The sequence below is a fragment of the Hyphococcus lacteus genome (assembly GCF_041058985.1).
GTDB classification, from domain to species: Bacteria; Pseudomonadota; Alphaproteobacteria; order Caulobacterales; family Parvularculaceae; genus Hyphococcus; species Hyphococcus lacteus.
The window spans coordinates 2,544,507-2,569,900 of record NZ_JBEHZE010000001.1; the positions used below are offsets into that span (position 1 = coordinate 2,544,507).

23 protein-coding genes and 1 tRNA gene are annotated in these 25,394 nt (G+C 48.9%); 4 read left to right on the plus strand and 20 right to left on the minus strand.

Annotated features, from left to right (window positions below):
* The first annotated feature begins 114 nt into the window (after positions 1-114).
* A tRNA-Met gene (locus ABFZ84_RS12070) sits at positions 115-191 on the plus strand.
* Positions 192-880: 689 nt separating this feature from the next.
* Here the strand turns inward: ABFZ84_RS12070 and ABFZ84_RS12075 are convergent.
* The 13 genes from ABFZ84_RS12075 to pspA form a co-directional block, all read right to left on the minus strand.
* Positions 881-1,450, minus strand: a complete 570-nt coding sequence (locus ABFZ84_RS12075) for a hypothetical protein (RefSeq protein ID WP_369314267.1) — start codon at positions 1,448-1,450, stop codon at positions 881-883.
* Positions 1,451-1,790: 340 nt separating this feature from the next.
* Positions 1,791-2,258 (minus strand): transcriptional repressor, encoded by a 468-nt coding sequence (locus tag ABFZ84_RS12080; RefSeq protein ID WP_369314268.1) that lies wholly within the window; start codon positions 2,256-2,258, stop codon positions 1,791-1,793.
* 39 nt (positions 2,259-2,297) lie between these two features.
* The gene (locus ABFZ84_RS12085; protein WP_369314269.1) at positions 2,298-2,615 is read right to left on the minus strand and encodes a hypothetical protein; all 318 of its coding nucleotides are present in this window, start codon (positions 2,613-2,615) and stop codon (positions 2,298-2,300) included.
* Between the two features lie 200 nt (positions 2,616-2,815).
* Positions 2,816-4,237 carry a DUF3526 domain-containing protein gene (locus ABFZ84_RS12090; protein WP_369314270.1) on the minus strand — a complete coding sequence of 474 codons (1,422 nt, stop codon included), beginning with the start codon at positions 4,235-4,237 and terminating at the stop codon, positions 2,816-2,818.
* Positions 4,234-5,652, minus strand: a complete 1,419-nt coding sequence (locus tag ABFZ84_RS12095) for a DUF3526 domain-containing protein (RefSeq protein ID WP_369314271.1) — start codon at positions 5,650-5,652, stop codon at positions 4,234-4,236. Before ABFZ84_RS12095 ends, ABFZ84_RS12090 begins: the two co-directional genes overlap by 4 nt.
* Positions 5,649-6,386, minus strand: coding sequence for an ABC transporter ATP-binding protein (locus tag ABFZ84_RS12100; protein WP_369314272.1), 738 nt, complete (start codon positions 6,384-6,386; stop codon positions 5,649-5,651). The genes ABFZ84_RS12095 and ABFZ84_RS12100 overlap by 4 nt, the downstream gene beginning before the upstream one ends.
* A 46-nt stretch (positions 6,387-6,432) precedes the next feature.
* Positions 6,433-6,867, minus strand: a complete 435-nt coding sequence (locus ABFZ84_RS12105; protein ID WP_369314273.1) for a MerC domain-containing protein — start codon at positions 6,865-6,867, stop codon at positions 6,433-6,435.
* A gap of 1 nt (position 6,868) precedes the next feature.
* The gene (locus ABFZ84_RS12110) at positions 6,869-9,064 is read right to left on the minus strand and encodes a TonB-dependent receptor (protein WP_369314274.1); all 2,196 of its coding nucleotides are present in this window, start codon (positions 9,062-9,064) and stop codon (positions 6,869-6,871) included.
* 537 nt (positions 9,065-9,601) lie between these two features.
* On the minus strand, positions 9,602-10,732 hold the full coding sequence (locus tag ABFZ84_RS12115; protein WP_369314275.1) for a Ppx/GppA phosphatase family protein: 1,131 nt from the start codon (positions 10,730-10,732) through the stop codon (positions 9,602-9,604).
* Positions 10,733-10,813: 81 nt separating this feature from the next.
* Positions 10,814-10,978: a hypothetical protein gene (locus ABFZ84_RS12120; RefSeq protein WP_369314276.1), complete on the minus strand. Its 165-nt coding sequence runs from the start codon at positions 10,976-10,978 to the stop codon at positions 10,814-10,816.
* An 87-nt stretch (positions 10,979-11,065) separates the two neighbouring features.
* Complete coding sequence (locus tag ABFZ84_RS12125; RefSeq protein ID WP_369314277.1) at positions 11,066-11,536, minus strand: PspC domain-containing protein; 471 nt, start codon at positions 11,534-11,536, stop codon at positions 11,066-11,068.
* Positions 11,529-11,777, minus strand: a complete 249-nt coding sequence (gene pspB / locus ABFZ84_RS12130; RefSeq protein ID WP_369314278.1) for an envelope stress response membrane protein PspB — start codon at positions 11,775-11,777, stop codon at positions 11,529-11,531. The genes ABFZ84_RS12125 and pspB overlap by 8 nt, the downstream gene beginning before the upstream one ends.
* 15 nt (positions 11,778-11,792) lie before the next feature.
* On the minus strand, positions 11,793-12,476 hold the full coding sequence (gene pspA / locus ABFZ84_RS12135) for a phage shock protein PspA (protein ID WP_369314279.1): 684 nt from the start codon (positions 12,474-12,476) through the stop codon (positions 11,793-11,795).
* Between the two features lie 336 nt (positions 12,477-12,812).
* On the opposite strand from pspA, the gene pspF reads away from it, so the two are divergent.
* On the plus strand, positions 12,813-13,829 hold the full coding sequence (gene pspF / locus ABFZ84_RS12140; protein WP_369314280.1) for a phage shock protein operon transcriptional activator: 1,017 nt from the start codon (positions 12,813-12,815) through the stop codon (positions 13,827-13,829).
* On the opposite strand, the gene phhA is transcribed toward pspF, so the two are convergent.
* A complete protein-coding gene (gene phhA, locus ABFZ84_RS12145; RefSeq protein WP_369314281.1) occupies positions 13,826-14,704 on the minus strand; it encodes a phenylalanine 4-monooxygenase in 879 nt (292 codons plus the stop codon). The genes pspF and phhA overlap by 4 nt on opposite strands.
* Positions 14,705-14,811: 107 nt before the next feature.
* Between phhA and ABFZ84_RS12150 the strand changes: the two genes are divergently transcribed.
* Complete coding sequence (locus ABFZ84_RS12150) at positions 14,812-15,273, plus strand: Lrp/AsnC family transcriptional regulator (RefSeq protein WP_369314282.1); 462 nt, start codon at positions 14,812-14,814, stop codon at positions 15,271-15,273.
* A gap of 23 nt (positions 15,274-15,296) precedes the next feature.
* Here ABFZ84_RS12150 and ABFZ84_RS12155 read toward each other — a convergent pair whose 3' ends face one another.
* From ABFZ84_RS12155 to ABFZ84_RS12180, 6 genes are all read right to left on the minus strand, one after another.
* Positions 15,297-15,833 (minus strand): CREC-EF hand family protein, encoded by a 537-nt coding sequence (locus tag ABFZ84_RS12155; RefSeq protein ID WP_369314283.1) that lies wholly within the window; start codon positions 15,831-15,833, stop codon positions 15,297-15,299.
* A 167-nt stretch (positions 15,834-16,000) separates the two neighbouring features.
* Positions 16,001-16,936 carry a sterol desaturase family protein gene (locus ABFZ84_RS12160; RefSeq protein ID WP_369314284.1) on the minus strand — a complete coding sequence of 312 codons (936 nt, stop codon included), beginning with the start codon at positions 16,934-16,936 and terminating at the stop codon, positions 16,001-16,003.
* Between the two features lie 7 nt (positions 16,937-16,943).
* On the minus strand, positions 16,944-17,351 hold the full coding sequence (locus ABFZ84_RS12165) for a hypothetical protein (RefSeq protein ID WP_369314285.1): 408 nt from the start codon (positions 17,349-17,351) through the stop codon (positions 16,944-16,946).
* A 90-nt stretch (positions 17,352-17,441) separates the two neighbouring features.
* A complete protein-coding gene (gene ndk, locus ABFZ84_RS12170) occupies positions 17,442-17,864 on the minus strand; it encodes a nucleoside-diphosphate kinase (RefSeq protein WP_369314286.1) in 423 nt (140 codons plus the stop codon).
* Between the two features lie 161 nt (positions 17,865-18,025).
* Complete coding sequence (locus tag ABFZ84_RS12175) at positions 18,026-20,236, minus strand: 3-hydroxyacyl-CoA dehydrogenase NAD-binding domain-containing protein (protein WP_369314287.1); 2,211 nt, start codon at positions 20,234-20,236, stop codon at positions 18,026-18,028.
* 28 nt (positions 20,237-20,264) lie between these two features.
* Positions 20,265-21,473, minus strand: coding sequence for an acetyl-CoA C-acetyltransferase (locus ABFZ84_RS12180; RefSeq protein WP_369314288.1), 1,209 nt, complete (start codon positions 21,471-21,473; stop codon positions 20,265-20,267).
* A gap of 249 nt (positions 21,474-21,722) precedes the next feature.
* On the opposite strand from ABFZ84_RS12180, the gene putA reads away from it, so the two are divergent.
* The gene (gene putA, locus ABFZ84_RS12185; protein ID WP_369314289.1) at positions 21,723-25,379 is read left to right on the plus strand and encodes a bifunctional proline dehydrogenase/L-glutamate gamma-semialdehyde dehydrogenase PutA; all 3,657 of its coding nucleotides are present in this window, start codon (positions 21,723-21,725) and stop codon (positions 25,377-25,379) included.
* Positions 25,380-25,394 lie beyond the last annotated feature (15 nt).

Here is a 25,394-nt window from a genome sequence, read left to right on the forward strand (position 1 = left end):
TATAGGGAAAATAAACCCGTATAAGGCCTTGCGACTGCTCGCTGGCTTCGCTATACCCCGCTCTCCCATCGGCGGACGCGCCATTTGCGCACTCCATGAGATGGGTAAAGTTGGCGCGGGGTGGAGCAGCCCGGTAGCTCGTCAGGCTCATAACCTGAAGGTCAGAGGTTCAAATCCTCTCCCCGCACCCAATTTTTTCATCGTACTATAATGAGTTCTTCAGGTATTTTCTAAATTTTTCGATACCGAAGAAAATTTGGAGCATTAAAGAAGACCAAATAAATGAATCTGATCTATATTGATATGGAAATTGATTGCACCTTATACTCAAAGTCAATTTATTTATCAGGGGTGCGGTGCATGGCCCACGAATTAAATTGGTGCCGAACTAAGTAGGAAAGACGTACCTATGAAGCTAAACGCAAAAAGCTGGATCTTTAGTCGTCGGTTTGAGTCGGTGCCGACGTGTTTCTCTACACAATCACACTAGTCCATTATGAAATGAAGTAAGTTATTCGCATTGCCGAGAAACCAACTCAAGGACTTCACGCCGATCAATAAGTGACAACGACCCCGTGCTTCACTCAAAATTACTAAGCGTGCTAAATTACCAATACTCGCATTTTGAGTTTTGCAATCAACTCTGTGACGCCTCTATTAATCGAAGTCTGCTCCCAGTTCCCAACTTCAACATTGATTTTTATAGCTTCTGCCCGAATAGATGGTTTGATCAATCAGTTTATCTGTACAATGAATAAAGAATTCGGATAGATGAAAGAGAAAATCTATTCCGATGATTGGAAAAATTGACGTTCTGTGGATAGTTTTCTTGCCGCCGTTATTCTATTTACATGAGCACCTTATACATGTTCAATACCTACTAAAGACCAAGTTTGTTTTCAGCGTAGGAAACAAGAAGAAAAATAACTGCGCCTATAAAAATGGACAGAAAATGCAATAGATACAACGAAATTAACACGATGCCTCCCTTCAAAAGCGGCAATATCGGAAAATCATTTCCCTCCCTTTTTAAGGATTTCATCGTTTGAAAAATTAAAAACTTTATACCTTGCTTGTCCTGAAAAGTTCGCCAAACGGCAGCTATAGATAGTGAAAATAGAATAACTACATCACCATAATACGCGCGCCATTCGATCCACGGTAGAGGAGCCGGCAAATCAAACCTGCTTCTAGAGAAATTGATTAACGCCGCGAGCCCAGTTGCGATACCACTAATAATAATATCTCGTAAAATACGATAAACCTCGATCGTACCAATAACCAGACCATCGAACTGAGAAGAAATGGAGTTACCAAGCGCACCGTGAATAAGTGAAACTAACCCTACTACACTCGTTATAAACCCGAGAAATCTAAAACATTGCCTCACGAGACTTCCCTCAACATGCTGAATAAAACTGTTGGTGCGTTCTGTCAGCTTAACACTCATTTCTGTAAAAAGTACCTATCAATATTAATGCTATAACTGAATGACAAAGGTGAGCCAGGGGACAGAAAACAAGTACAGATTTCTCACTTTAATCAATTTTTGTGCTTTGCACATAACCTGAAGGTCAGAGGTTCAAATCCTCTCCCCGCACCCAATTTTTTCAATAACTTGCAATCGATTTCGCAACAAATGCCAATTATCAAATTCGACTGGAAGCAAATGACCTTGTAGATTCTTTTGCGTTTCTGCAGCCTATTGCGAACACTTCCTCACTTCAGCCGCACATTCCCTTTGGTACGGCGAGTAATACCGCACCAAAGATACATAATCACATAATACTTTATCCATCCAATTTTGGATCTCGACATACCTGATGACATTCAGCATACACCTCAATAGTGAGGTTATCCGATGTTATTTCCAATGGAGAAAACAACTCCGATAGTCGTGCCGCATCAAGAATAACCTCTTTTACATGCTTACATTTTTGGCAAATCAAAAATGCCCGAGCTTCGGAAGCACGCTCAGGCGCAATAGCCACGTATGCATTCAAACTAGAAATTTTCTTTACGCATCCTTTATCGATTAGCACGGCCAATGCCCGGTAAATCGTCATGGGTGCACGTAACCCTTTGTCATGCAACTCTTCCAAAAGTTCATAGGCTTTCAGAGGTGTATCTGACCGACGCAAAGCGTCATATACAAAATGTTCATTTGGTTTGAGCGTTCCGCCGATGAAATCATCATACGACGAAACGTGACTCGTTTGCCCTGCGGCCGCAGCCGGGGCTTCAACTCGGACACCCATTTCACTCTCCAATTCATTCGTGCCCGACGGGCACATGTCTTAATTTGAATGAATGAGTAAGAGCGGCGGTCCCCGCGCATATCGTGACGCTGAATTAAAGCCGCCAACAACGAATTCGTTTTCGTCCCATCGAATCCCATTGAACAGCGTTTCAGGTTCACTGATTGACGGCTCTATTGGTAACGCTTTAACGACATTAATCGCTGTAGCAGTGCAGATTATGCATTCGCCATCTAGATCAGGACGTTGATCATGATCATGGGCCGCGGCATGCGCCGCCCCAGCCAGCATTAACAGAGTTGCACACAACAAAACTGTACGAACCAGTCGGGCAAAAATGCCGGATTGTTTCAACACAGTTATGTAAGACCCTGCCATGCGCGTATGATATCACATCCGACCAATCAGGAAAGCAAAATCCAACTAAAGATCGGTACCGAACCTGAGCGAACAAATATTATAGCAGAAATCCGTCACCCGAACGTCCAGCAACTCATTCATCTAACTTCGCGCATCTATGAGTCATGCGCGCAGCACAGAGAAAAACGACACTGTTTCTATAGCAATTTATCAAGTGGCGATCGCAATCGTCTCATCGCTATAACAATAAGAAAAATGGAAACGATGATCATAAATCCGAAGACAGCTAAATAATCACCAAGTACGTCCATACTTGTCCGATCAGAGAAGGAAAACTCAGGGATTGAGTCAAATTCTTCGATTGAGATGCGTTGTTTTGCAACGACGGCGGGACTGATACGGGTGTAAAGGTTACTCAAACTTTCACGCGCCTGTGCTTGGTACTCCATATTCCGATTAACGTCCCCGCCTGCAACCGTCACGAGGGCATTATTGGCAATAAGTGCAGGAGAAAGAAACTGCATTCGTCCTACTAGGTTTTTGCGTTTGTGCCGTGTTTCTGTGAAGGCTTCAAGAACTGGTGTTGTCCGCTCGTTCGCCTCTCGGTTCGAAAGGAATGCGCCCCGAAAATACCCAGGCACATCTTCCACACTCGGAACCATTTCCGGATGCTCAGCGAGCAATGCGTTCGTTAGATTTTCAGCATCCCTTACCCCTTCAACTTCACCTTCACGCATTTCCGAAAGAAAAACTAGCCGAGAGGGCGGCGGATATGCCGCCTCGGCGACCGCACCGCCTATTGCTGGAACCGCAAACACGAACACTGCCCATATAGAAAACAATGCCGCTGCTACCGCTTCACTTCGTTTCAAAACAGAAACTGCAAGGCTAATGACGGAAAACCAAAATAGACCGTATACCCATGAGACTCCAATCCAAACACCAAAACTCAGGATGCGCGCAGAAGATATTTGTGCAAACGGTGTGATGAGTGCCGCAAATAGAGCGATCAGAGAAAAAACAAGCCACAGGACTGTATTTCGCAATACTAACCGTTTCCAAATCGACGAGTGTATATGTCCGGCCTGCATTGCGGTAATTCGCGACCGCCCACGCTCACGATCAGCCGAAAAAATATCGAATGAAGCAGCAATCATGACAAGCGGCATTAGGACAACGACAAGAAAAGTTAGATCGAAACGGCCAGAACCAAGAATTGTGGGGTTTGCAAACTCATACTCGATAAACAAATCCGCAGGATTAGCCCAACCCGTGAGTTTTGTCGTCGTCGGAAACAATCCGCCAGCACCGGTCGCAAAGTCTGCAAGTGGCGCAGGATTTAAAACGGCAGGTAGACGCAGATTCATAGGACGAGCAGAATAAGGCGACTGCGATACTCCTGACGCTTCGATTTCAACAAGCTCTTCGCGCCATTCATCAACTGCCTGATTGGCTTCAGTTAAAAATGCCTGTTGTCCAACAAGTTCCCGCTCAACATATGATTTTCCACTGATTGCTGCGTATGCACCCAACAGCGTTAAGCAGCTAAATATCAATATTCCGGGCAAGGCAAAAATAAAAATCCGGCGTTCCAAAATGAAGGTCGTAGAATTTATCATTTGGCGATCCTTTTCTGTGCACGTCTAACTGCCCACATCGCAAAGAATATTCCAAAGACTGCGTATGCGAAGAGAACGATGATACCGAATGCATAACTGCTAAACAGAGAGAGAAATGTTGGTGGGATATAGGAAAAGTCTTCGATAGTTTTCCAGAATGCTTCGCCTGCTGCATAACCGTAGCCAGCCTCACCAGCGTTATACATATAGTCTTCATTGAGCTGTTTAACTATTTTTCGTCGATGAACTTCGGCCCCCTCGACAAACTTTTGATGATGAACCCGATCAGAGCCAGCAAGCCCAGCCGATAATGCGTTGAGCGCTATAGTCGGTGAAATAAGAGACGCCGCACGCAAAACACCTTCTTGCTTTTTATGAACGGCGTTTAGGTTAGCATAGATTTTTTCGAAAAGTGGGTGCGCGTGCTCTTCGGATTTTTGAAGAGAATACGCTCCGTATTCAATGGGCAATTCATCTTTCGATTCAACGCCATATTCTTTAAGAATGACCCTGTCTATTTCAGCGCGATATTCACTATCCTGATAAAATGCATTTGATGCACCATCTAATGCGCGTGAGATCGTCGCGGAATCCGGCCCCGCATACACAGTCGATGCGATATCTGCGGTAATTCTTGGGGTAACGACAAAACTTCCTGCCCAAAGTGCAACAAGGGCAATCAGCGCAGCTCGCTTTTCAGCCATAAGCGCAGACACACCAATCGCAATCGCACTAACGCTTACGAAGTACAATACATAAGAGAGAACCAAACCAATTAGCCGAATTGATTTATCGGGTAGAATATCATCTCCGCCAGTGTGCCCAGCAAAAAAGAGAACAAACACGAGGGCCGGTATAATAATTGCGCCAAGACCAACACCCGCGCCAAGTAGTTTTCCCGAAAATAATGTCCGTGCAGTAACGCCCATCGCAGATAATTGCCGCAACGTACCGCTTTCCCGCTCCCCGGCTAAAGCGCCAAACAACACAAGAAATACAAACAATGGTGCGATTACCTGCAATACCCAGGCAGGTGACAAATTAGCGATATGTCCCGCATCCCCTAGATCTTCCGCCCGCCGAAATACGGCGGGATTCTGATAATGCGCTTCCATCCATAACGCGATCCCGGCGTAATCAGTTATACCTGGATCGAAAGCAACAAATTTTGGAATGGGCTTAAACGCATATCGGGCAAAGTGTGCCGCCGAATGCGGGTTTCTTTCACCTTGGGAATCCCAAACATATCGGTCAACCTGTTCCGCGGCAGTTCGTTCACGCTCAAACGTTTTAACACGTTCAACCGAAAGAAATGCCGCCGCTGTTAGTAACACCACAAAGGCGGCAGCAATCGAAACGAAAACGCTACTTCGTAGAAATGATACAATTTCTCGTTGAGCGATGGCACCGATCATGCCGCCGCTCCACTTCTTATATCCGTGACATTGCTATCATGCATATGCGCAAGGTAGATTTGCTCGATCTCACGCGCATCCAGCAATGATGCATCGAGATCGTCAACAAGCTTTCCAGCCTTCATAATTCCAATACGTGTACCAATTTCTTTGGCCCTGAACACATCATGCGTCGCCATCAAGATCGCGTGGCCATCATCTCTGAGTTGAAGTAAAGATTTACACAAAGTGTTCGCGGCGGATGGGTCTAGACCAGAAAGTGGTTCGTCGAGCAACAAAGCTTTCGCATTTTTCGCCAATGCGATTGCAATCCCAATTTTTTGACGCATTCCTTTTGAATATGATGATGCACGACGAGTAGCGCTTGTTTCATCAAGGCCCGCCTCTATCAGTACGGCGATAAGGTCAGAACGTGATTTTCGAATACCAGCGAGACGCAGAAAATAATTCAAATTTTCAATGCCTGACAGTTGCGGGTAAAGCGCGACTTGTTCCGGGATATAAGCAAGGTATTTTTTCGTTTCTAATGCTGCATTACGAACATTAAGACCATTGACGAAGGCATTTCCCGCGGTTGGTTCTAGAAAACCAAGAAAGAGATTGATTGTCGTAGTCTTTCCGGCACCGTTAGCGCCGAGAAGACATATAATTTCTCCGGCTTCCACTCTTAAATCTAAGCGATCAAGCGCCGTTACGTTGTCAAATGTCTTCGTTAGTTGTTTAGCTTCCAGCATACTTGCCTCATATGTATATTTTGCTCGCGCAGCTTGAGCATAGATTTCAAGTTAAGCTTCGATGATGCCGCCACCACCAAACGAAATGGGTAGCGGAGAGCATAAATGCGCCCATACTTGTCAATGGTTGTTCAATGAAATGCAGGCTCTCTACGAACGCACCGCCGATCAAGCAAATGACGCTCAGGATAACAATCATAACTAAACCTAAGTCTCGTATTCGGTTGCTATTTGTTAGGATTGCAAAACCTGAAATTGGTATTGCAATTAAAACGAGTGCTTTATGAATCCATTCCACATCACTCAGGCTTCCGACAATAGGCAACGCAGAACCAATCAACGGAAGTGCAAGGCAATGCATCACGCAAAGGCAAGACACACCAACGGCAGCGTAATCGAATGAGGCCGTATTTAGTCCGCCCATTGATCGTTTCGAAAATACCCTCTCCGCCAGGGTGGTATATTGGTGTTGAGCAGACATTTTAGAATGTCTTTTTCAAGGTTGCTCTGAACTGGCGAGGAGCACCGGGCGTGACGTTCGTAGCGGAATCACGAAGACCGCCAAAGAAATAGTAATATTCATTGTCAAATAGATTTAGAACTGACACCGACAGCGAAAAATCATCCCTCCCCGGAAGCCGCGCAGTGGCCGATAGGTTTACCAAATCATAAGCCCCGGCCTTTTGAACATTATTTTCCTGCGTAATTTGATAGTCACTATAATATTCATAGGTCGCAGTTGCGGATAACCAATCGGTTATTTCCTGATTGATTTCGGCATAAACAATATGATCAGCAACGCCAGTCGGGTCAGTTCCTGTTAGGTCAATGTCTCCACCAAAGGATGATAGAATCAACTCGTCCCACTCGGGGTCAAGATAAGTGTAATTCAATGTGACCTTGGTTCGATCTGTCGGATACGCACGAAATGAAGCCTCTAATCCACGGCTTGAAAACTTTTGCCCCGTTGTTGCCAAGGTAGATGGGCCCATTGGGTCTGGATTTGACACAAACAAACGCCGATTTCGCTGCGTAAGATAAAAGACCGCCGTTTCCCATTCTATTTGACCATCAAGCGCAGCACCTTTCCAACCAAGTTCAAAACTATCTATGGTCGTAGGGCGTTCGACACGTGCATATTGGGATGTATCCCACTGGAAGATTGGCCCGAAATTGGAATTGAAGCCACGTCCGTACGAAGCATAGAAAATGCCCGGGCCATAATCATAGGCAAGTGACGCCTTTGGAGCAAAGGCACCTTCGTCGCCCTCAGCCGTTTCATCCGTCGGAATTGCTCCGAGTACGTTAAAATCCACATTCCGCCGGAAAGCGTCATAACGCGCCCCCACGGTTAATGTGAGGTTTGATGTCAACGAAATTTCGTCTTGAACAAACGCGCTCCAGAATGTGTTTGTTGTTTCTGCGTTGGTACGAAGTTGATCATTGACGAAACAGGCGTTGTTTTGGTTTAGTAACGCGCCTGTGGCGTAGTCAATTTCAACGAGATAAAACGCAAACCCGCAGTCAAACGTAAATCCAAATTGCCCAGACCAGCGATCAACTTCATCCAGGGTCGCTCTTTCCGCCGATAAGCCAGCTACGATATTATGGCGACCAGTATTCCAATTCACCAATGCTTCACCAACAAAAACAGTAGATTCAGTCTGCGATGCAAAACCATTGATTGCCATCACATTTCGTGATGGATCAAATCCGTAGGCATCATAAAAATTAAGACGTACATCACTGTCGAAATGACGTGCGTGACCGGTTAATTGAACACTAAGTTGATCATTGAATTCATGATTCAAACGTAGCGCACCGATAAACCCTTCAACATCATTATTTGTAGGGGGCATTCCTAGAAATGATTCTCGACCACCAATAACATCTACAATAGTACCGTCAGCCAAAGTGGGAATAGTACTCGGAACCTCAGCTTCTCGATTAATGTAGCTAAGATATCCCGTCACCGCAGTTTGATCAGTAGGAGCCCAAACGCCTTTGAGGAACAGGTTTAACGTTTCACGCGCACTATTCTCCCGCCACCCTTCATAGTTTTCATAGGCGGCATCAGCCAGAATAGAGACATCGCCAAAAACACCTTCGACTCCTCCGGCCACACGATAATAATCATCACTTCCACCGGTGAATTCGAGGCGCGCGCCATTTTTCGATGGGGTACGGGTTAAATAGTTTACGGCCCCCGCAATCGCTCCTCGACCATAAAGTGCTGAGACTGGACCACGAACAATTTCTACGTTCTCCACAGATCCATAAGGAACCTCTGTCAATAGGACTTCTTCATCAGGGCCAACAAAAGGGATACCATCAATCAGTGCGAGGAATGTATCATTCCCATGGTTACCCGTGACTCCCCGAATTGTAATAAATGGAAATTCATCTCCGTCGCCTTCCCCGCGTCGAAAAAAGACGCCCGGAACACCACGAAACTCATCTGTTCCATAGGTAAATCCACGCTCACGGAGTAATTCCATATTTTGAACGCTGACCGACGCCGGCGTCTCCAACAGAAGCTTTTCCGTACGTGTCGCGGTTACAACAATAGTGTCTTCGTCAGTAGAATTTTCTGTAATTTCGGCCTGTGCAGGGAATGCCACCAGCAAGCCAGCAAAAGCCAACGCGTGCGCTGCGCCCAGTGATTCTTTTATTCGCATGAACTTTGTTCCAAAGATTATCGACTGATCTCGTCATTGCGATGTTTCCACGCAATTTCTAACGAGTACAAAAGCTATAAATTTGCAGAAGATCAGCGTCGTGGAGGGCCACGCACTTTAAAACTTGAATAGGTTTTTTGAATACAAACCCAAAGTTCAGGAACAAAAACAACTCGATCAAACAATCTGAAATTTCGGATTACATGAAAGGTTGGCGGTGTAACGAGATCATCGTCTAAAGATGCATGGGAGCATATCGCACAATGTTCTGATGAGGATTGTGCGTCGTGACCACTTTCCGCATGGGCCACAGAAATAACCTGAGCCAAAGCATAAACAATTATGGCACATATATGCGCCATATGTCGTCTTACCCTTGAACCTTCCGAAACTGTCATACGTCCCCGAGCGGGGCCAAACCATCGCAACGGCTAATGGTTCAATTTCTTTGCCCGCGACGGACACTGAAACAAAAAGCCTATTGTTATACTATCACAAAATGATCTGCATTAACCAAAAAAAGCCGGTAGCTTCTTCTTAACTTGCCTTCGTCCTTGATCGTTTTTTTCGCGAGCGCTGATTTTCGCGGCGCGCCTGCTGCGTAAGATCCGCAAGGATACCCTCTCGCAGACCGCGATCAGCCACACGAATACGGCTAGCGGGCCACTCGCGTTGCAAAGCATCAAGAATTGCGCAACCACACACGACAAGGTCCGCCCGATCAGGGCCAATGCAAGGTTCATTTGCCCGGTCATCAAGCGACATGGCGCGCAAACGTTCCGTTACCTCGCGAGCATCATTTGCCGTAAGCCAAACGCCATCAATCTCATCACGACGATAACGTTTAAGCCCAAGATGAACCCCCGCAATAGACGTAACGGTACCTGATGTGCCTAGAAGATGCGCGTCATCACTATCAAACAACGCTTTCACCCCGGCTGGATCGCCAACCGCTGATAGTTGCGCACGAATATCGTCAATCATGGCAGCATATTTTTCAGTAGTTATTTCTCGCCCGTCCCACTTTTCCGCGAGGCTAACAACGCCAAACGGCAGTGATGTCCAAGCCACAACATCTACCGTGGGCGGATTACTGCTTCCTTGTTTTGTTATCTTCACCCAAGATAATTCAGTTGATCCGCCGCCAATATCAAAAATCAAACCCGCGGCGGTATTTTCGTCAAGAAGTTCGGCACACCCTACAACCGCAAGTCGAGCCTCTTCTTCTGTTGGAATGATTTCAAACTTGAGCCCTGTTTCCTCTGCAACCCGAGTAAGAAAGGCTTCACCATTGTCTGCCCCTCTACATGCCTGGGTGGCGATACAACGGATATGGGTGACACCACGTTTTTCGATTTTTTGCGCACAAATTTTAAGCGCAGAAATTGTCCGCTCCATTGCACCATCGGACAGAACACCTGTCTTCCCCAATCCCTCGCCTAAACGAACGATCCGAGAAAACGCATCAACAATTCTGAAGTTACGCCCACGCGGGGCGGCGATCAGCAACCGACAATTATTGGTACCAAGATCGATGGCCGCAAATCGGAGATGTCTTCTGTCTCGACTGCCGGAGCGCGGGCCATTTTTTGTCGATTTTTTTGAAGCTTTTGCATTTTTAGGGGCATTACCGCCGCCTGCACTGGTGGTGCGCTTGGTCCCTGTCATCACTTGCGTCCTCGCTGGGGCCGCCAAGCGGCCCGGATGTGATGTTTAGCTTAGGCGGGAGCGGGTCCGCCCGCAAGCGTCTCAAAGAATAGTAAATAGACAGCTTGGTACTGGCTGGGCGGTGCAAAGCGCCGCCTCTCGCGCAGCCGCGGGCTCATATCCCATGACCATCATCAGTGCAGAAAAGGCCATTAACGCAAAAACTGCCAGCAAAATGGCCTTTACTGCCGCTATAATTATACTCATTTTCTCTCTCCTCGCCTGCGCTAAGACACAGATTCCCCGTCTCCACCCTCGAAAAGGGCTTCCAAACAACTCAAATAATTCAGACAATCAGTTTCCGCGTTCGAGATCGCGAAAAGCTTTTCTTAGTCCGTACTCGTCTGAAGTCACCGCATATTCCAAGTCAGATATACGCGTATCAAGCGCACGGAATCGGTGTTTTAATTCCGAGAATGTCGCCTTTGGACGAGTGTTAAATGTCCGCCAAAACCGCTCCGCCTCCGGATCATGAAAACGGGCACTCTCTGCTGATCGCGGTTGATCGTCAGTTTTGATCATGACGGCCATTGCCAGATAGATAATCGCTGGTAGCGGGAAGAAGAATAGCGTTAAAAGGACCGTGCAAATCCGCACCCATTTCAGACTCCAGCCGAAATAATCCGAAATCCCTGCGCACACTCCAGCCACTTTTCCGCGATGCATATTCCGTCGGAAGTGGTGGTAGTTCGGTCCTGGTCCCGGCTGACCAGCACGATAAGCATAACTATCGCGATCGCGCCATTGGTGGTGATGATCACGCATGAGGACGCTCCGGATAATCACGGCGCCATTCCGGCGCTTCCTTATCAAGAATTGTCTCTAGTGCATCCACACGTCGCTCGAGACGTTGTGCTGTTTTCCATAAGTCATCAACCAGCCGTTCATCATCTGCCGAGATCGTTTTTGTCTTCCGCAGCTCAGTTCGGTAGTGCAAAAACACCGCCGGACAGGCCACAAAAATCAACGCAACGATTGCGACTGCCATTTGCGCTTCGCCCATCATTTAGCCCCTTTTTTACTAGCTTTGCCCAGCACCAGAAGTGCGGTTGGCGACACGCCTTTTCAAGTCTTCCAGCTCAGCATTGACTGCATCTTCAGACTCGAGATCCTTGAACTCGTCTTCGAGCGTCCGTGGACGGCCCATCGACCAAGTTTCCGCCTCGGCTTCCAATTCATCAATGCGACGCTCGTAACGGTCAAACCGCGCTAAGGCTTCTTCGATGCGGCCATCATTTACCTGGCGGCTAACGCGCACGCTGTCTGAAGCTGCATTACGGCGAATTTCCAAAGAGCGCTGTTTTGTGCGCGCTTCTTTTAACTTCACCTGTAACCGTTCTAGGTCACCATTGGTTTTATCGACCGTTTCATCAATCGCCCCTAGCTCTTTATCCAGAAGGCCAATCATTTCTTCGGCTTTTCGTTTTGCCGCAACGGCACCGCGAGCAAGATCTTCACGACCTTTTGCAATCGCAAGCTCCGCTTTGGATTCCCACTCGTTTGCGCGAATTCCAAACTCTGCTTTTTTGCGGTTTACTTCCTTACGGTCCGCTAGCGCTCGCGCAGCATTTGTCCGTACCTCTACTAGCGTGTCCTCCATTTCCTGAATGATCAGGCGGACAACCTTTTCAGGATCTTCTGCTTTATCCAGCATGGAATTGAGGTTGGAATTCACAATGTCGCTTAGTCGCGAAAACATTCCCATCTTTAGTACTCCTAAAATATAATGCCGCCGAGGATGAAACCGAGGAAAAACGCGCCCCAGGCAAAGCCGGCGCGGCCACGAAAGGCGCTGTGCATTCGGCTATCCCAGTCTCTGTCGTAATCGTATCGGCTCATCTGAATTCTCCTTGGTCACTTGGGTTGGTTAACCCCGTCGGTTCCTTCCATTGCCAGAACCGTGCCAAGTTTGAACAATTCCGATAAATATCTGTTATTATTGAACATTTTAAAATTCTTGGAAAATTCTGCATCACATTAATTGGTATTTTTCACCAATATTATCGTATTATTTACCGATACCACATGGTATTTATTACCTATGATCAACACCCCCTCTCCACCAGACTTAATTGGCCAATCACAAGCCTTCCTTGATGCGTTGGATCATGCATCAAGAGTTGCGGCCATTGATCGGCCCGTTTTGGTAATGGGCGAACGCGGGTCAGGTAAGGAACTCATTGCAGCGCGCATTCACTTTCTTTCAACCCGTTGGGATGGTCCGCTGATCAAGGTCAATTGCGCCGCGATGAACGAGGCGCTGTTGGAAAGCGAGCTATTCGGCCACGAAGCCGGTGCGTTTACGGGCGCATCCAAGCGGCACCAAGGCCGATTTGAACGGGCCGAGGGTGGCACGCTGTTTCTGGATGAAATCGCCTCAGCCTCTTTACGTGTTCAGGAAAAGCTACTGCGTGTTATCGAATATGGCGAGTACGAACGAATAGGCGGTGAAGAAACTCGACATGCCGATGTGAGAATAATCGCTGCCGCAAATTTGGATTTACGTGTACAGGCACGAGATGGGAATTTCCGCGCGGACCTTCTCGATAGGCTCGCCTTTGATGTCGTTGCGACCCCACCCCTGCGCGAGCGCCCCGAAGATATCCCCTTACTTTCTGCTCATTTTGGCGCGAGCGCGGCAACAGAATTAGGTGTTACATTTCCCGGCTTCGCCCCCGAAGCGATGGCAAAGCTGAAATCTCATGACTGGCCAGGCAACGTCCGCGAGTTAAAAAACGCAGCGGAGCGAGCCGTCTTCCATTGGGCCGCAGCCGAACTTGATGGTCCAGTTTCAGAAATAGAACTAGATCCTTTTGAAAAAGCGTTCGGCCCTATTTCCGGCAAAATAAAACAGGCATCGACCACAAATATAACGCCGCTTGCCACGAACGACGAAACACAAAGTGATTTGCGCGCGCACCTAAATGAAGTGGAGAAGTCGCTCGTCGAACGAGCACTCAGACAACACGGCGGAAATCAAAAACGCGCAGGAATAGCGTTATCGCTTTCGTATGATCAAATCCGTGGATTAGTAAAAAAGCACAATTTGTCGGGTTAAAACTCGCCTTTGTTGATCACTCGATCTGTCGGTAATACCCGATCTGGGCTGATGGGGGGACTTCCCGCACCACGCTTATAGAATTCCGTAAAGTCACAGTCACTAATTTCAAAAAGGCTTTCGAAGCTATCTACGACGAAATATGTTTTCTGAAAATCATCCACCATATACGCAGTATTCAGTACACGTTCTAGGTCAAATCCTATACGATTTGGTTTTGGACTTTCAACGGAATAGATCGTTTCGTTCTTGGATGACAACATCCCGGCGCCGAAAGCCCGCAGACCATCCTTTGTGTAAATCAGACCAAACTCGACAATGTACCAATAAAGCCGCGCCAACATTTTTTGTGCGCCGAATTCTATCGCCTTTGGTCCACCCTTTCCGTATTTGCGCATATATTCTGCAAACACAGGATTAGACAAAAGCGGCACATGACCAAAAAAATCATGGAAGTAATCTGGCTCCACGAGGTAATCCAACTCGTGTTCACCGCGTATCCACCAACTCACGGGAAAGCGACAATTCGCAAGGTGATCAAAAAACACATCATCCGGAATTAGCCCCGGAACAGCCACAAGCTGCCACCCGGTAGCGTCGCCCAAAACCTTATTGGCGTCTTCAACACGCGGTATAGCCTCGCCAGCGTTGAGCGCCTCTAAGCCGTCAATATACTCCTGAGCGGCATATCCCTCGAGTAGTTTTTTTTGACGGTCATACAAAAATCGCCAACGCGCCTGTTCTGCGTCCGTATAACGGTCATAAGGCTGCTCGACCGTATAATCCTCACGCATGTGCTCATAGTCACCACGTAATGCGTGGTTTGTGTTCGCTTCAAACGGATTTTTCGGTGTCGTGATCTGTTCTTGGTCCATACCTCAAATATAGCAAAAAATGGTGGGACATTTTGCCAATTTTAGCGGTGTGTTGACATTTTTTCGAATATTTTCCAGATTTTACCATTTGAATGGGATTTTTTCGCATGATCGATAAGGCTGACAGTCAAATTCTTGACCTTCTTCAGGCCGATGGACGACTCACCAATGCCGAAATTGCCGAAAAAGTTGGGCTATCCCAATCGGCCTGCCACCGTCGGGTCAAACAGCTGGAACAAGCTGGCGTGATTGAGGGATATTCCGCACGGATAAATCGCTCCGCGATCGGTCTTAATTTACATGCATATGTATTTGTAAAACTCGATTTCCACACAGAGGATAACATCACCGCATTCGAGAATGGCGTGAATCTTATTGAAGAGGTCGTTTCATGTTCGGCGATTTCCGGTGGGGGTGATTATATTTTGCAAGTCGTCGCCAAAGATATGAATGGCTTTGCGGAAGTCGCACTAAAAAAACTCGCACGACTTCCGGGCGTCAAAGACTCCTCATCAAACTTTGTACTGTCTACGATGAAGCAGTCGGCGGGATGGCCAATGTCAATTTAGCCGATAATTCTGTCCGCACAGCATCATGCCTCGGGGCGTAGAAAGGCCTGACGCTGCGCGAACAATGCAAGCTCGGCGCGGGTTAAAGCGCCATTAGCATTCAGGTCTGAAGACAAAAAGATTGCCTCTTGCAGACCCTTATACTCCCCCTGCTGCATTTTTCCGTCCTCGCCAGCAAAGGCGTAGAACGTATGGCGTGAAACAGCATCAATACGCGCATGCTCAGATGCTGAGAGTGCGGATGCCGTACGATTTGGTAGTGCGATGGTTTCAATCGCACCTAGCTTTTCGACAGAGATAAAACCATTTAAATTGGCGAGTTCAGCCGTCACAATGTTTAGGGCCGCGAATTCGTCGACGTTGAGCGCACTGTCACCGTCTCGATCAGCTCGCAAGAAAACTTGATCTGCATGCACAGAGGCTTCTGTGCGCGAGAGACGGGTCAACTCATCACTATCATATGCAGGGCCAGTATTTACACCAACCAACGACGTAATAGCGACACTAGCAGCAGCGACCGCACCTACGACTGAGTTCATAAATAATGTTGTTGTGGGCATAAAAACGCTCCTTCTCTCTCAAGCTCTAGGTAAACGCCTGAGCGAGGCCGAAGTTCGGGTTAATCATGATTTAATGGGGGCGGAAGCGGCAAAACTGGGGCGATTGGGGCGAAAATTGGCCGTTTTCAACTGTAACGTGCAGTTTGTGGAGATGGCTCGCCAATCCACTATTCAGCGGGCTGCTGTGCCAATTTTCGAGCGTCCGCTTCCTTGCGGTCAGGGCCATTTATACGCTGCCAGCGCTCTTTGATCATCACCGATGTCTGCCGCGAACCATCGGGTGACCATCCCGGCGGACCAAAAGTATAACCCAGAACGTCACGAAACGATTTTGCGGACCTTACGTCCTTTAGAATACCAACCCATTCATGAAATGAGATGATTATCGGATTGAACGTTCCCAAATTTTTGATGATGCCATAGCGCGGTTTCTCCGATTCATCTTCACGAACAAAAGTGCCAAATAATCGATCCCAAACAATCAGTGTACCGGCGTAGTTTGCATCTAAATATTTTGGGTTCGTGGCGTGATGAACTCGATGATGGCTCGGGGTGTTAAACACCCATTCTATCGGGCCTAGCCGTCCTATAATTTCTGTATGGATCCAGAATTGATAAAGAAGATTGAGCGCGCCAACAAAAACCACCATTGCCGGATGAAACCCGATAAGCACCAAAGGCGCGCGAAACAATATCTGCGTTAGGATCTGCCCGGTCCATGTCTGCCGCAAGGCCGTAGTAAGATTATAATGCTGAGACGAATGATGTACCACATGGCTAGCCCAGAACCAGCGACGCTCATGACTAATACGATGCCACCAATAATATCGCAGATCATCGATTACAAAACAAAGCGCAACCGCCCACAAGGTATTCGGAATATCAAAGAACCGAAGTTCATATGCGCCCGCAAAGGCCGCAACCACAATCGCACCGCCACCCAATAACGGCGCAAGCTCGCTGCCGAAGCCCATCAAGAGGCTTGCCGCCGAGTCACGCGCTTCATAGCGGCCCCGTTTCATGATCCGTACCGCGACTATCTCTGTGATAACGAGTATCAAGAAAACAGGAACCGCGAGAGCAATGATATCCGGGAATTCCATAAAAACCCTACTTATCGCTGATTGGTGCTAACTTGCTGGCCCATTGCGCGGCGTCAGGCCCACAAAGGCGCACGGATCTTGTGGTAATGTCCGTGGCAAAAACTGTAAGCCCGTCACCGTCTAGATGGGTTTTCAGCGCGATTCCCGGCGGAAACCGCCGCGTCACCAAATCAACGCCAAGGCGCGACACCAATGCGTACTCTCCGCCCGCGCCCTCCACCAAAGCAGATCGCCCATCGCAATCAATAAACCAGTTTAAAGGCTGAAAATCTGGCTCATCAAATGCCAGCCGCCCCGCAGCCTCTTTCATGGTGATCGGCGGCACGGGGCCGCGAAACATCAGCCACGCCAAAAGGACCATCGAACCGATGGCTAGAAGTGATATCGATGAATCTATAAAAAGATTGCCCGTCATGGGCCCGCTTTCACTCTAATTTCAGAGCGCAATTAAAGCGGATTTGCCCTGCTCCGCCAATAGCGACGAGCAGGGCAGAAATTCTGGCGTTTATCCGACGAGTTCGTCTTTTGAGAAGAAGAATTCGATTTCTTGTGCCGCAGTATCAGGGCCATCTGAACCGTGAACTGAGTTCTCGCCGATAGATTCAGCATATTCAGCCCGGATCGTGCCAGCGTCAGCTTCGGCAGGGTTTGTAGCGCCCATGATTTCGCGGTTACGCGCAATCGCGTTTTCACCTTCAAGAACCTGAACAATGACAGGTTCTGACATCATGAATTCTACGAGCTCGCCAAAAAACGGACGCTCTTTGTGTACGCCATAAAAGCCTTCCGCCTGTTCGCGGCTCATGCGGATACGCTTAGAAGCAACAACCCGAAGGCCACCCTCTTCTAGTTTGTTAATCACTTTGCCAGTGATGTTGCGACGGGTCGCATCGGGTTTGATGATCGAAAAGGTGCGTTCAAGCGCCATGTCTGAAGTCCTTGAATTGTGGAAAATAATGATTCTGTAGCGCTTCCTATCAACGCTTTTGCACTGCGGCAAGACCCCAGCCCACCGGCCATATTCAACAAGCATAAAAAAGCCCGGCCGAGCGAACCGGTCGGGCTTTTTTTGTTTGTAAAAATCGTAGCTTAGGCCGCTTTACGTCCGTAAAGGGTCTCGCCCGATTTCGCCATCTCGCGGAATTTCTCTGGCGGGCTAAACCGCGCGCCATATTTCTGCGCGAGGCTTTCTGCCTTACGGACGAAATTTTCCAGCCCAATCGTGTCGATATGACTCATGGGACCGCCGGTCCATGGCGCAAAGCCCCAGCCAAAAATCGCGCCGAGATCGGCCGATTGCGGGTCAAAGACAATACCTTCAGCATAACACTGAGCCGCAGGGATAAGCTGAGCATAAAGAAGCCGCTCTTTGGTCTCCTCAAGGCTTGGCTGTTCGTCTGCAACCGGGAAGTGCTCTGACAGACCTTGCCAAAGATGTTTTTTGCCGCCTTCAGGATATTCGTAAAAGCCGCCACCAGATTTCCGACCGTGGCGTCCAAGGCCCACAACCATTTTTTCTAAAAGTTCTTCGTTGCCTGACGGTTTATAGTCTTTACCAAGCTCTTTTTTGGTCGAGGTCATCAGCATGTGACCAAGCGAAAGCGACGTTTCATCAGTCAACGCAAGCGGTCCAACCGGCATACCCAGTGTTTTAGCAGCGTTTTCAATAAGCGCCGGTTTAATACCCTCCTGCACCATGATCATCGCCTCACCGAGATATGGCGGAACAACACGGTTTGTATAGAAACCACGTGTATCCTTCACAACAATCGGTGTTTTCTTAATCATGCGAACATAATCAAGCGCCGTCGCAAGAGAGCGATCACCAGACTTGTCGCCAGGAATGATCTCAACCAATGGCATTTTATCAACTGGCGAGAAGAAGTGGATACCGATAAATTGGTCTGGACGTTCCGAATTTTTTGCTAAACCAGAAATTGGTAAGGTCGAAGTGTTGGATGCAAAGACAATATCTTTTCCAATAACAGCTTCTGTTTTTTTAATCACGTCGGCTTTGACTTCTGGATCTTCGAAAACGGCCTCGATGATTAGATCAACATCTTTCAAGTCATTATAATCGGTGGTTGGCGTAATCCGCGCCAATAGGGCTTCACCCTTATCTTTTGTGACCTTCCCGCGCGAAATGCCTTTCTCGACGATTTTCTCGGAATAGCCTTTGCCCTTTTTCGCATATTCAAGATCGCGATCAAGGAGGACTACATCCATACCGCCTTTCGCTGTCACATAAGCGATACCTGCGCCCATCATTCCGGCACCAAGAACACCCACTTTTTTAAGCGCGGACGGCGGCACATCTTTTGGCCGTTGCTCACCTTTTTCGGCGGCTTGCTTGTTAATAAACAGCGTACGAATCATGTTGCGCGATTGTGGACTAGACAAAAGCTTGACAAAATATTTCGTTTCGATCCGGATCGCTGTGTCCATAGGCACAATCGAGCCTTCGTAAAGGCACGAAAGAATATAGCGAACCGCAGGATAATTATGATTTGTCTCGCGCTGCGCCATAGCATTCGCGGCCATAAAGAATTGCGCCGCGCGTGGGTCCATTGCGCCGCCCCCACCGGGAAACTTAAATCCTTTTTTGTCCCATGGTTGAGCGACTTTTGGGTTAGCCTTTACCCATTCTTTTGCTTTTGCGACGACTTGATCGGCTGGCACCACCTCTTGGATAATGCCCTGGCCTTTGGCCGTATTTGGATCAATCGGCTTTCCTTGCGTGGCTAGCATCGCAGCGTTTTGTAGCCCCGCTAGGCGCGGCAGACGTTGCGTGCCACCTGCACCCGGAAGCAATCCAACCTGAACCTCAGGTACGCCGAGTTGAATTTTCGGATTATCGGCAACAACACGGTGATGACAGGCGAGAACCAATTCAAGACCGCCGCCAAGCGCAAGGCCGTTTACTGCCGCTGCTACAGGCTTTGCTGCCGCCTCGCCTTTGGTTAGCGCTTTCGCCGTATGACCGCCAGTTTCAAGTTTTCGCAGAACGCTATTGAGTGCGAATGCTGAGTTGAACTGATCCTCTTTGGTCGCCTTACCGCCCTTACCAACTGAACCGCTACCGAGCATATTGAGGTCAGCACCGGCCAAAAACCCAGAAGCCTTGCCTGATGTAATCACTGCGCCTTTGACGTTGTCATCAGCTACGAATTCATCAACCCATTTCGCGAACTCTTCCATCAAGTCTGCGTCCCAGACATTCATGGATTTTCCCGGTAGATCAATGGTCACAAGGGCAATACCATCGCCGTCAACTTCGATGTTTAATGTTTTATAGCTCATTGTTCTGTGTCCGTCCTAATTCTATGGATTAAACGCGTTCGATGATTGTGGCCGTACCCATGCCAGCACCAATACAAAGCGTTACAAGGGCCGTGGATTTTCCGGATCGCTCCAATTCATCGACCATAGTGCCCATAATCATCGCGCCCGTAGCACCAAGTGGATGACCCATGGCAATTGCGCCACCATTTACGTTTATGTCTGAGTGATCGATATCGAGCGCCTGCATAAAGCGCAGAACGACAGATGCAAATGCCTCGTTCAATTCCCACAGATCGATATCTTTTTTATCCATCCCTGCACGCTTCAGCGCTTTTTGCGCGGCAAATTCCGGACCGGTCAACATAATCGTTGGCTCCGACCCAATCGACGCCATTGAAACGATACGTGCACGCGCCTTAAGACCGAGCTTTTTGCCGGCTTCTTCATTACCAATCAAGACGCCCGCAGCACCATCAACAATACCCGAGGAATTACCCGCATGGTGCACGTGGTTGATTTTCTCAAGTTCTGCGTATTTTTGAAGCGCAACCGCATCAAAACCAAAATTCTCACCAAGCATCGCAAATGAAGGGTTCAACGCTCCAAGCGACTGCATGTTGGTTTCTGCACGTACAGTTTCATCATGATCAAGCAGCGTTCCGCCCATCACATCATGCACCGGCATAATTGATTTTTCGAAACGTTTCTCTTTCCAAGACTGTGACGCGCGTTTCTGACTTTCGACCGCGTATGCATCGACATCATCGCGCGAAAGACCATATTTAGTGGCGATCAAATCCGCCGAGATGCCTTGCGGTACGAAATAGGTTTTAAAGGCCGTTTCCGGATCGGTCGGCCAGGCACCGCCATCAGAACCCATAGGAACTCGGCTCATTGACTCAACACCACCACCAATCGTGACGTCGGCCTCTCCGGCTTTGACCTTTGCCGCCGCGATATTAATCGCCTCAAGCCCACTGGCGCAAAAGCGGTTGACCTGAATGCCCGATGTCGTCTCTGCATAGCCGGCGTTAAGAACCGCGGTACGGGTCACAACCGCACCCTGCTCGCCCACTGGGGAAACGCAACCCATGGCCACATCTTCAACCGCATCGGCAGACAAGCCATTTCTGTCCCGAATCGATTCGAGCACCTGCGTCGCTAATTGCACCGGTGTGACCTCGTGCAAAGAGCCATCCGATTTGCCTTTTCCGCGTGGTGTGCGCACGGCGTCATAAATATAGGCTTCTGTCATTATCGCGTCCTTTCGACCGAAATCAGTGTCGTCTTTGATAGATTCTTGCGGCGCATGGCGATTACCCAGCCACAACCTACTTTTACCTAATTAAGCGCCGGACCATGCCGTTGCAATGCTGCTATGCAGCGACCAAAAATGTGGAACTTTCGGCCCAATAAAAGTGGCGCAACCTGTGGGTTTCAGGCATGGAGCCAATATGAACCAATAGAAGTTCGCTCAAAATTGAATTCGTAGATTGGAAACGCAATGGAAGCATCATCGACCCTCAGCACAATCCGCCAACGGATCCGCGACCACTACCTATTGCCCGAGGAAACACTGACCCCGAGATTGATCGACGCAGTTGAACTTGACGATGCGACCAGAGACCTTGCTCAGACTCAAGCCGCTAAATTCGTCCATGCCGCTCGGGCTGGTGCTGTTCGTTCGGGTCTTATCGACAAGTTCCTTCAAGAATACGGACTCTCGACCGCCGAAGGCGTAACGCTGATGCGCCTCGCGGAAGCTTTATTGCGTACACCCGACGCTGCAACTGCCGACGCCCTTATCGAAGACAAAATTGAAGCGGGAAATTGGGCGGCCCATAAAGGGAAAAGCCCGTTCCCATTGGTCAATTTTTCAACCCGTGCGTTGATGCTAACTGCTGCATGGCTCGACGACATCGAAGCCAAAGACCCATTGCGAAAAATGGCTGCAGCCACGAAGGCCGCACTTGATCGTTTAGGCGAGCCGGTGATCCGCGCCTCCGTTGCTCAGGCAATGCGTATCATGGGTGAACATTTTGTTTTGGGTGAGACCATCGATAGCGCCATGAAGCGCGCAAAACGGTTCGCCGAAAAGGGCTATGTTTTTTCTTTCGATATGCTCGGCGAAGCGGCACATACAGCCAAAGACGCTGACAAATATTTTCGCGACTACGAAAACGCGATTGCGGCGATCGCAAAACATTCAACCCGCGAACGCGCCGCCGAAAATCCCGGTATTTCCGTCAAGCTCTCTGCACTGCATCCAAGGTATGAATACGTCAAAAAAGAGCGCGTCCTGAAAGAGTTGGGCGAACGTGTCCGCACGCTCGCGCTTCAGGCAAAAGCTGCAAATATGGGCTTTAATATTGACGCCGAAGAAGCAGACCGCCTCGACCTATCGCTCGATATCGTTGAGCTTTTAATGCGCGATCCGGAACTCGCGAATTGGACCGGGTTTGGCGTGGTTGTTCAGGCCTATCAACGACGCGCCACTGACGTCCTAGATTGGCTAGCGGCGCTCTCGCGCGAGACAGAGCGACGTATCATGGTGCGCCTCGTTAAGGGCGCGTACTGGGATTCAGAAATTAAACGCGCGCAAGTCATGGGCCTCGAAACATACCCAGTATTCACGCGTAAGGTATTGACAGACCTTAGTTATATTGCCTGTGCTCGAAAGCTATTTAACAATAGCGATGTGTTCTATCCGCAATTCGCGACCCACAATGCGCTCACGGCAACCATGGTTCAGGCGATGGCTGGCGACTTCAAAGATTTTGAGCTTCAACGCCTGCATGGCATGGGCGAGGCCCTCCATGACAGTCTCATTGAAAGCGGTGCACGTTCGCGTATTTATGCCCCTGTTGGCGGACACAAAGAATTGCTGCCCTATCTTGTTCGTCGGTTGCTTGAGAATGGTGCGAATTCATCATTCGTCAATCAGTTGATCGACCCGGACCTATCCGTTGATGATGTGGTCGCTGACCCTCTCGAAGAAGTTGCCGAGCTTACGCAATACGCAAACCCCAGCATCCCCGCGCCCCGCGATTGCCTCAATGGTGAGCGGCTTTCCGCGCGGGGGCATGATGAAACCCATCCGCCCACGGCTCAAGGTTTTTCGCCCGATGCGCGTAATGTAATCGGCGATCTGGTTGCAAAGCCGATCATCAATGGTGAACCACGAAACGGGAAAAGCAACAATGTCGTCAATCCCGCTGACCACAGCGATGTAATCGGATGCGTCGAGAATGCGTCAGAGACAGATGTTGCCGCTGCCTGTGTTGCTGCGTCTGACTTTGCACCGAACTGGGCAAACACACCAGTCGCCGACCGCGCCAATATCCTTCGTCATGCTGCGGATCTATTAGAAACCCGTGATTATAAGCTTATGGCGCTTGCTGTTTTCGAAGCAGGAAAAAGCTGGCCGGACGCAATCGCCGAAATACGTGAGGCCGTGGATTTCTTGCGTTACTATGCCGACGAGGCTGAAAAGCTAACCGGATCACCTCTTGGTGTCGTTGCCTGCATATCCCCTTGGAATTTCCCACTTGCGATTTTCCTCGGACAAGTCAGCGCGGCACTGGCGGCGGGGAACTGCGTTATTGCAAAGCCAGCTGAACAAACGCCCTTAATCGCATTTGAAGCCATCAAACTGTTGCACGAGGCGGGTGTACCCGGAGGTGCTCTTCATTATCTCCCCGGTGACGGCCCCAGTGTCGGCGGTCCACTTGTCGCTCATCAGGTGATCAACGGCGTTATTTTCACAGGTTCAACCGAAGTCGCCCAACTCATTAAGCGCAGCATGAACGCGGCGAAAAAACATGATGCCGCTCTTATTGCCGAAACCGGCGGGATCAACGCAATGATTGTTGATTCAACGGCACTTCTTGAACAGGCTGTACACGACACAGTGTCGTCAGCATTCCAAAGTGCGGGGCAACGTTGCTCTGCATGCCGCGTGGTTTGCGTTCAAGACGATATCGCCGAGCGTTTCATTGAAATGCTTGAAGGTTCAATGATTGAGCTACATCTCGGACTCCCAGCATCGTTATCAACTGATGTAGGGCCAGTCATTGACGAAGAAGCAAAAGCGAACATCGCCACGCATATTCAGCGGCTAGATCAAATCGGCAAGAAAGTCGCGGAAATCAGCAACCACACTGAAGGTGGAACATTTATTGGCCCCGTTGCATATGAGCTAAAGTCCATCAGTGATGTAACACAAGAGGTTTTTGGCCCAGTACTTCACGTGGTCCGTTACCGTGCTGACGAATTGGATAAACTCATCGACGATATCAACGGGCTTGGCTTTGGTTTAACAATGGGGATTCACACGCGTATCGACGAAACGATGGAAGAAATTTCTCGTCGTGCTCGTGTCGGTAATCTTTATGTCAACAGAAACCAGATTGGTGCGGTTGTTGGCGTTCAACCTTTTGGTGGCGAAGGTCTTTCCGGGACAGGACCAAAAGCTGGCGGACCACACTACCTTCCGGCGCTTGTCAAACGACCCCGCCCAGAAGGCACTGCCCGGGCACCGATCAGCGAAGGAGAGACGAACGCCCAAGAAGATATTGCTCTTACGGCTGCATCTCTTAGCTACCGCGCGTGGAATACTGCCGACCGAGCAAGTTTCGTAAAAGCAATCATTCACAAGCTAAAGGATCCTGAGGCAGCCTCTATCAGTAAAATGATTGATCAGCTTGAGTTGAATGTGGAACTTCCTGGACCGACCGGCGAGTCAAATACACTAAAAAATCGTGGCCGTGGCGTTGCGCTTTGTTTGGGTGGTGACAATCATCTGAAACAAATTCTAATGGCCCTCGCCTGTGGGAATACGGTCGTAACCGTCGATGGAGAAGCAGCACAAAAGGTCCGCAATGCCGCCGAACAAGCAGGTGTTCCCGCTGGCGTGATCTCGATTATCAAGGAAAGTGTTTCAAGCGGCATTCTTAAAGACGAACGTTTGCGCGTTATTGTTTTTGATGGTGGCGCGTCTGCGCGTGTTGAAGTCGAACACCGACTGGCCGACCGTAAAAGTTCGATCATACCTCTTGTTTCAACGCTCGACGCCCCTTGGCGTTTCATGACCGAACGCACGCTCACGATCAATACGACTGCCGCTGGCGGCGACGTTCGTTTGTTGTCCTTAGGCGAATAAGCTAAAATACAGCGC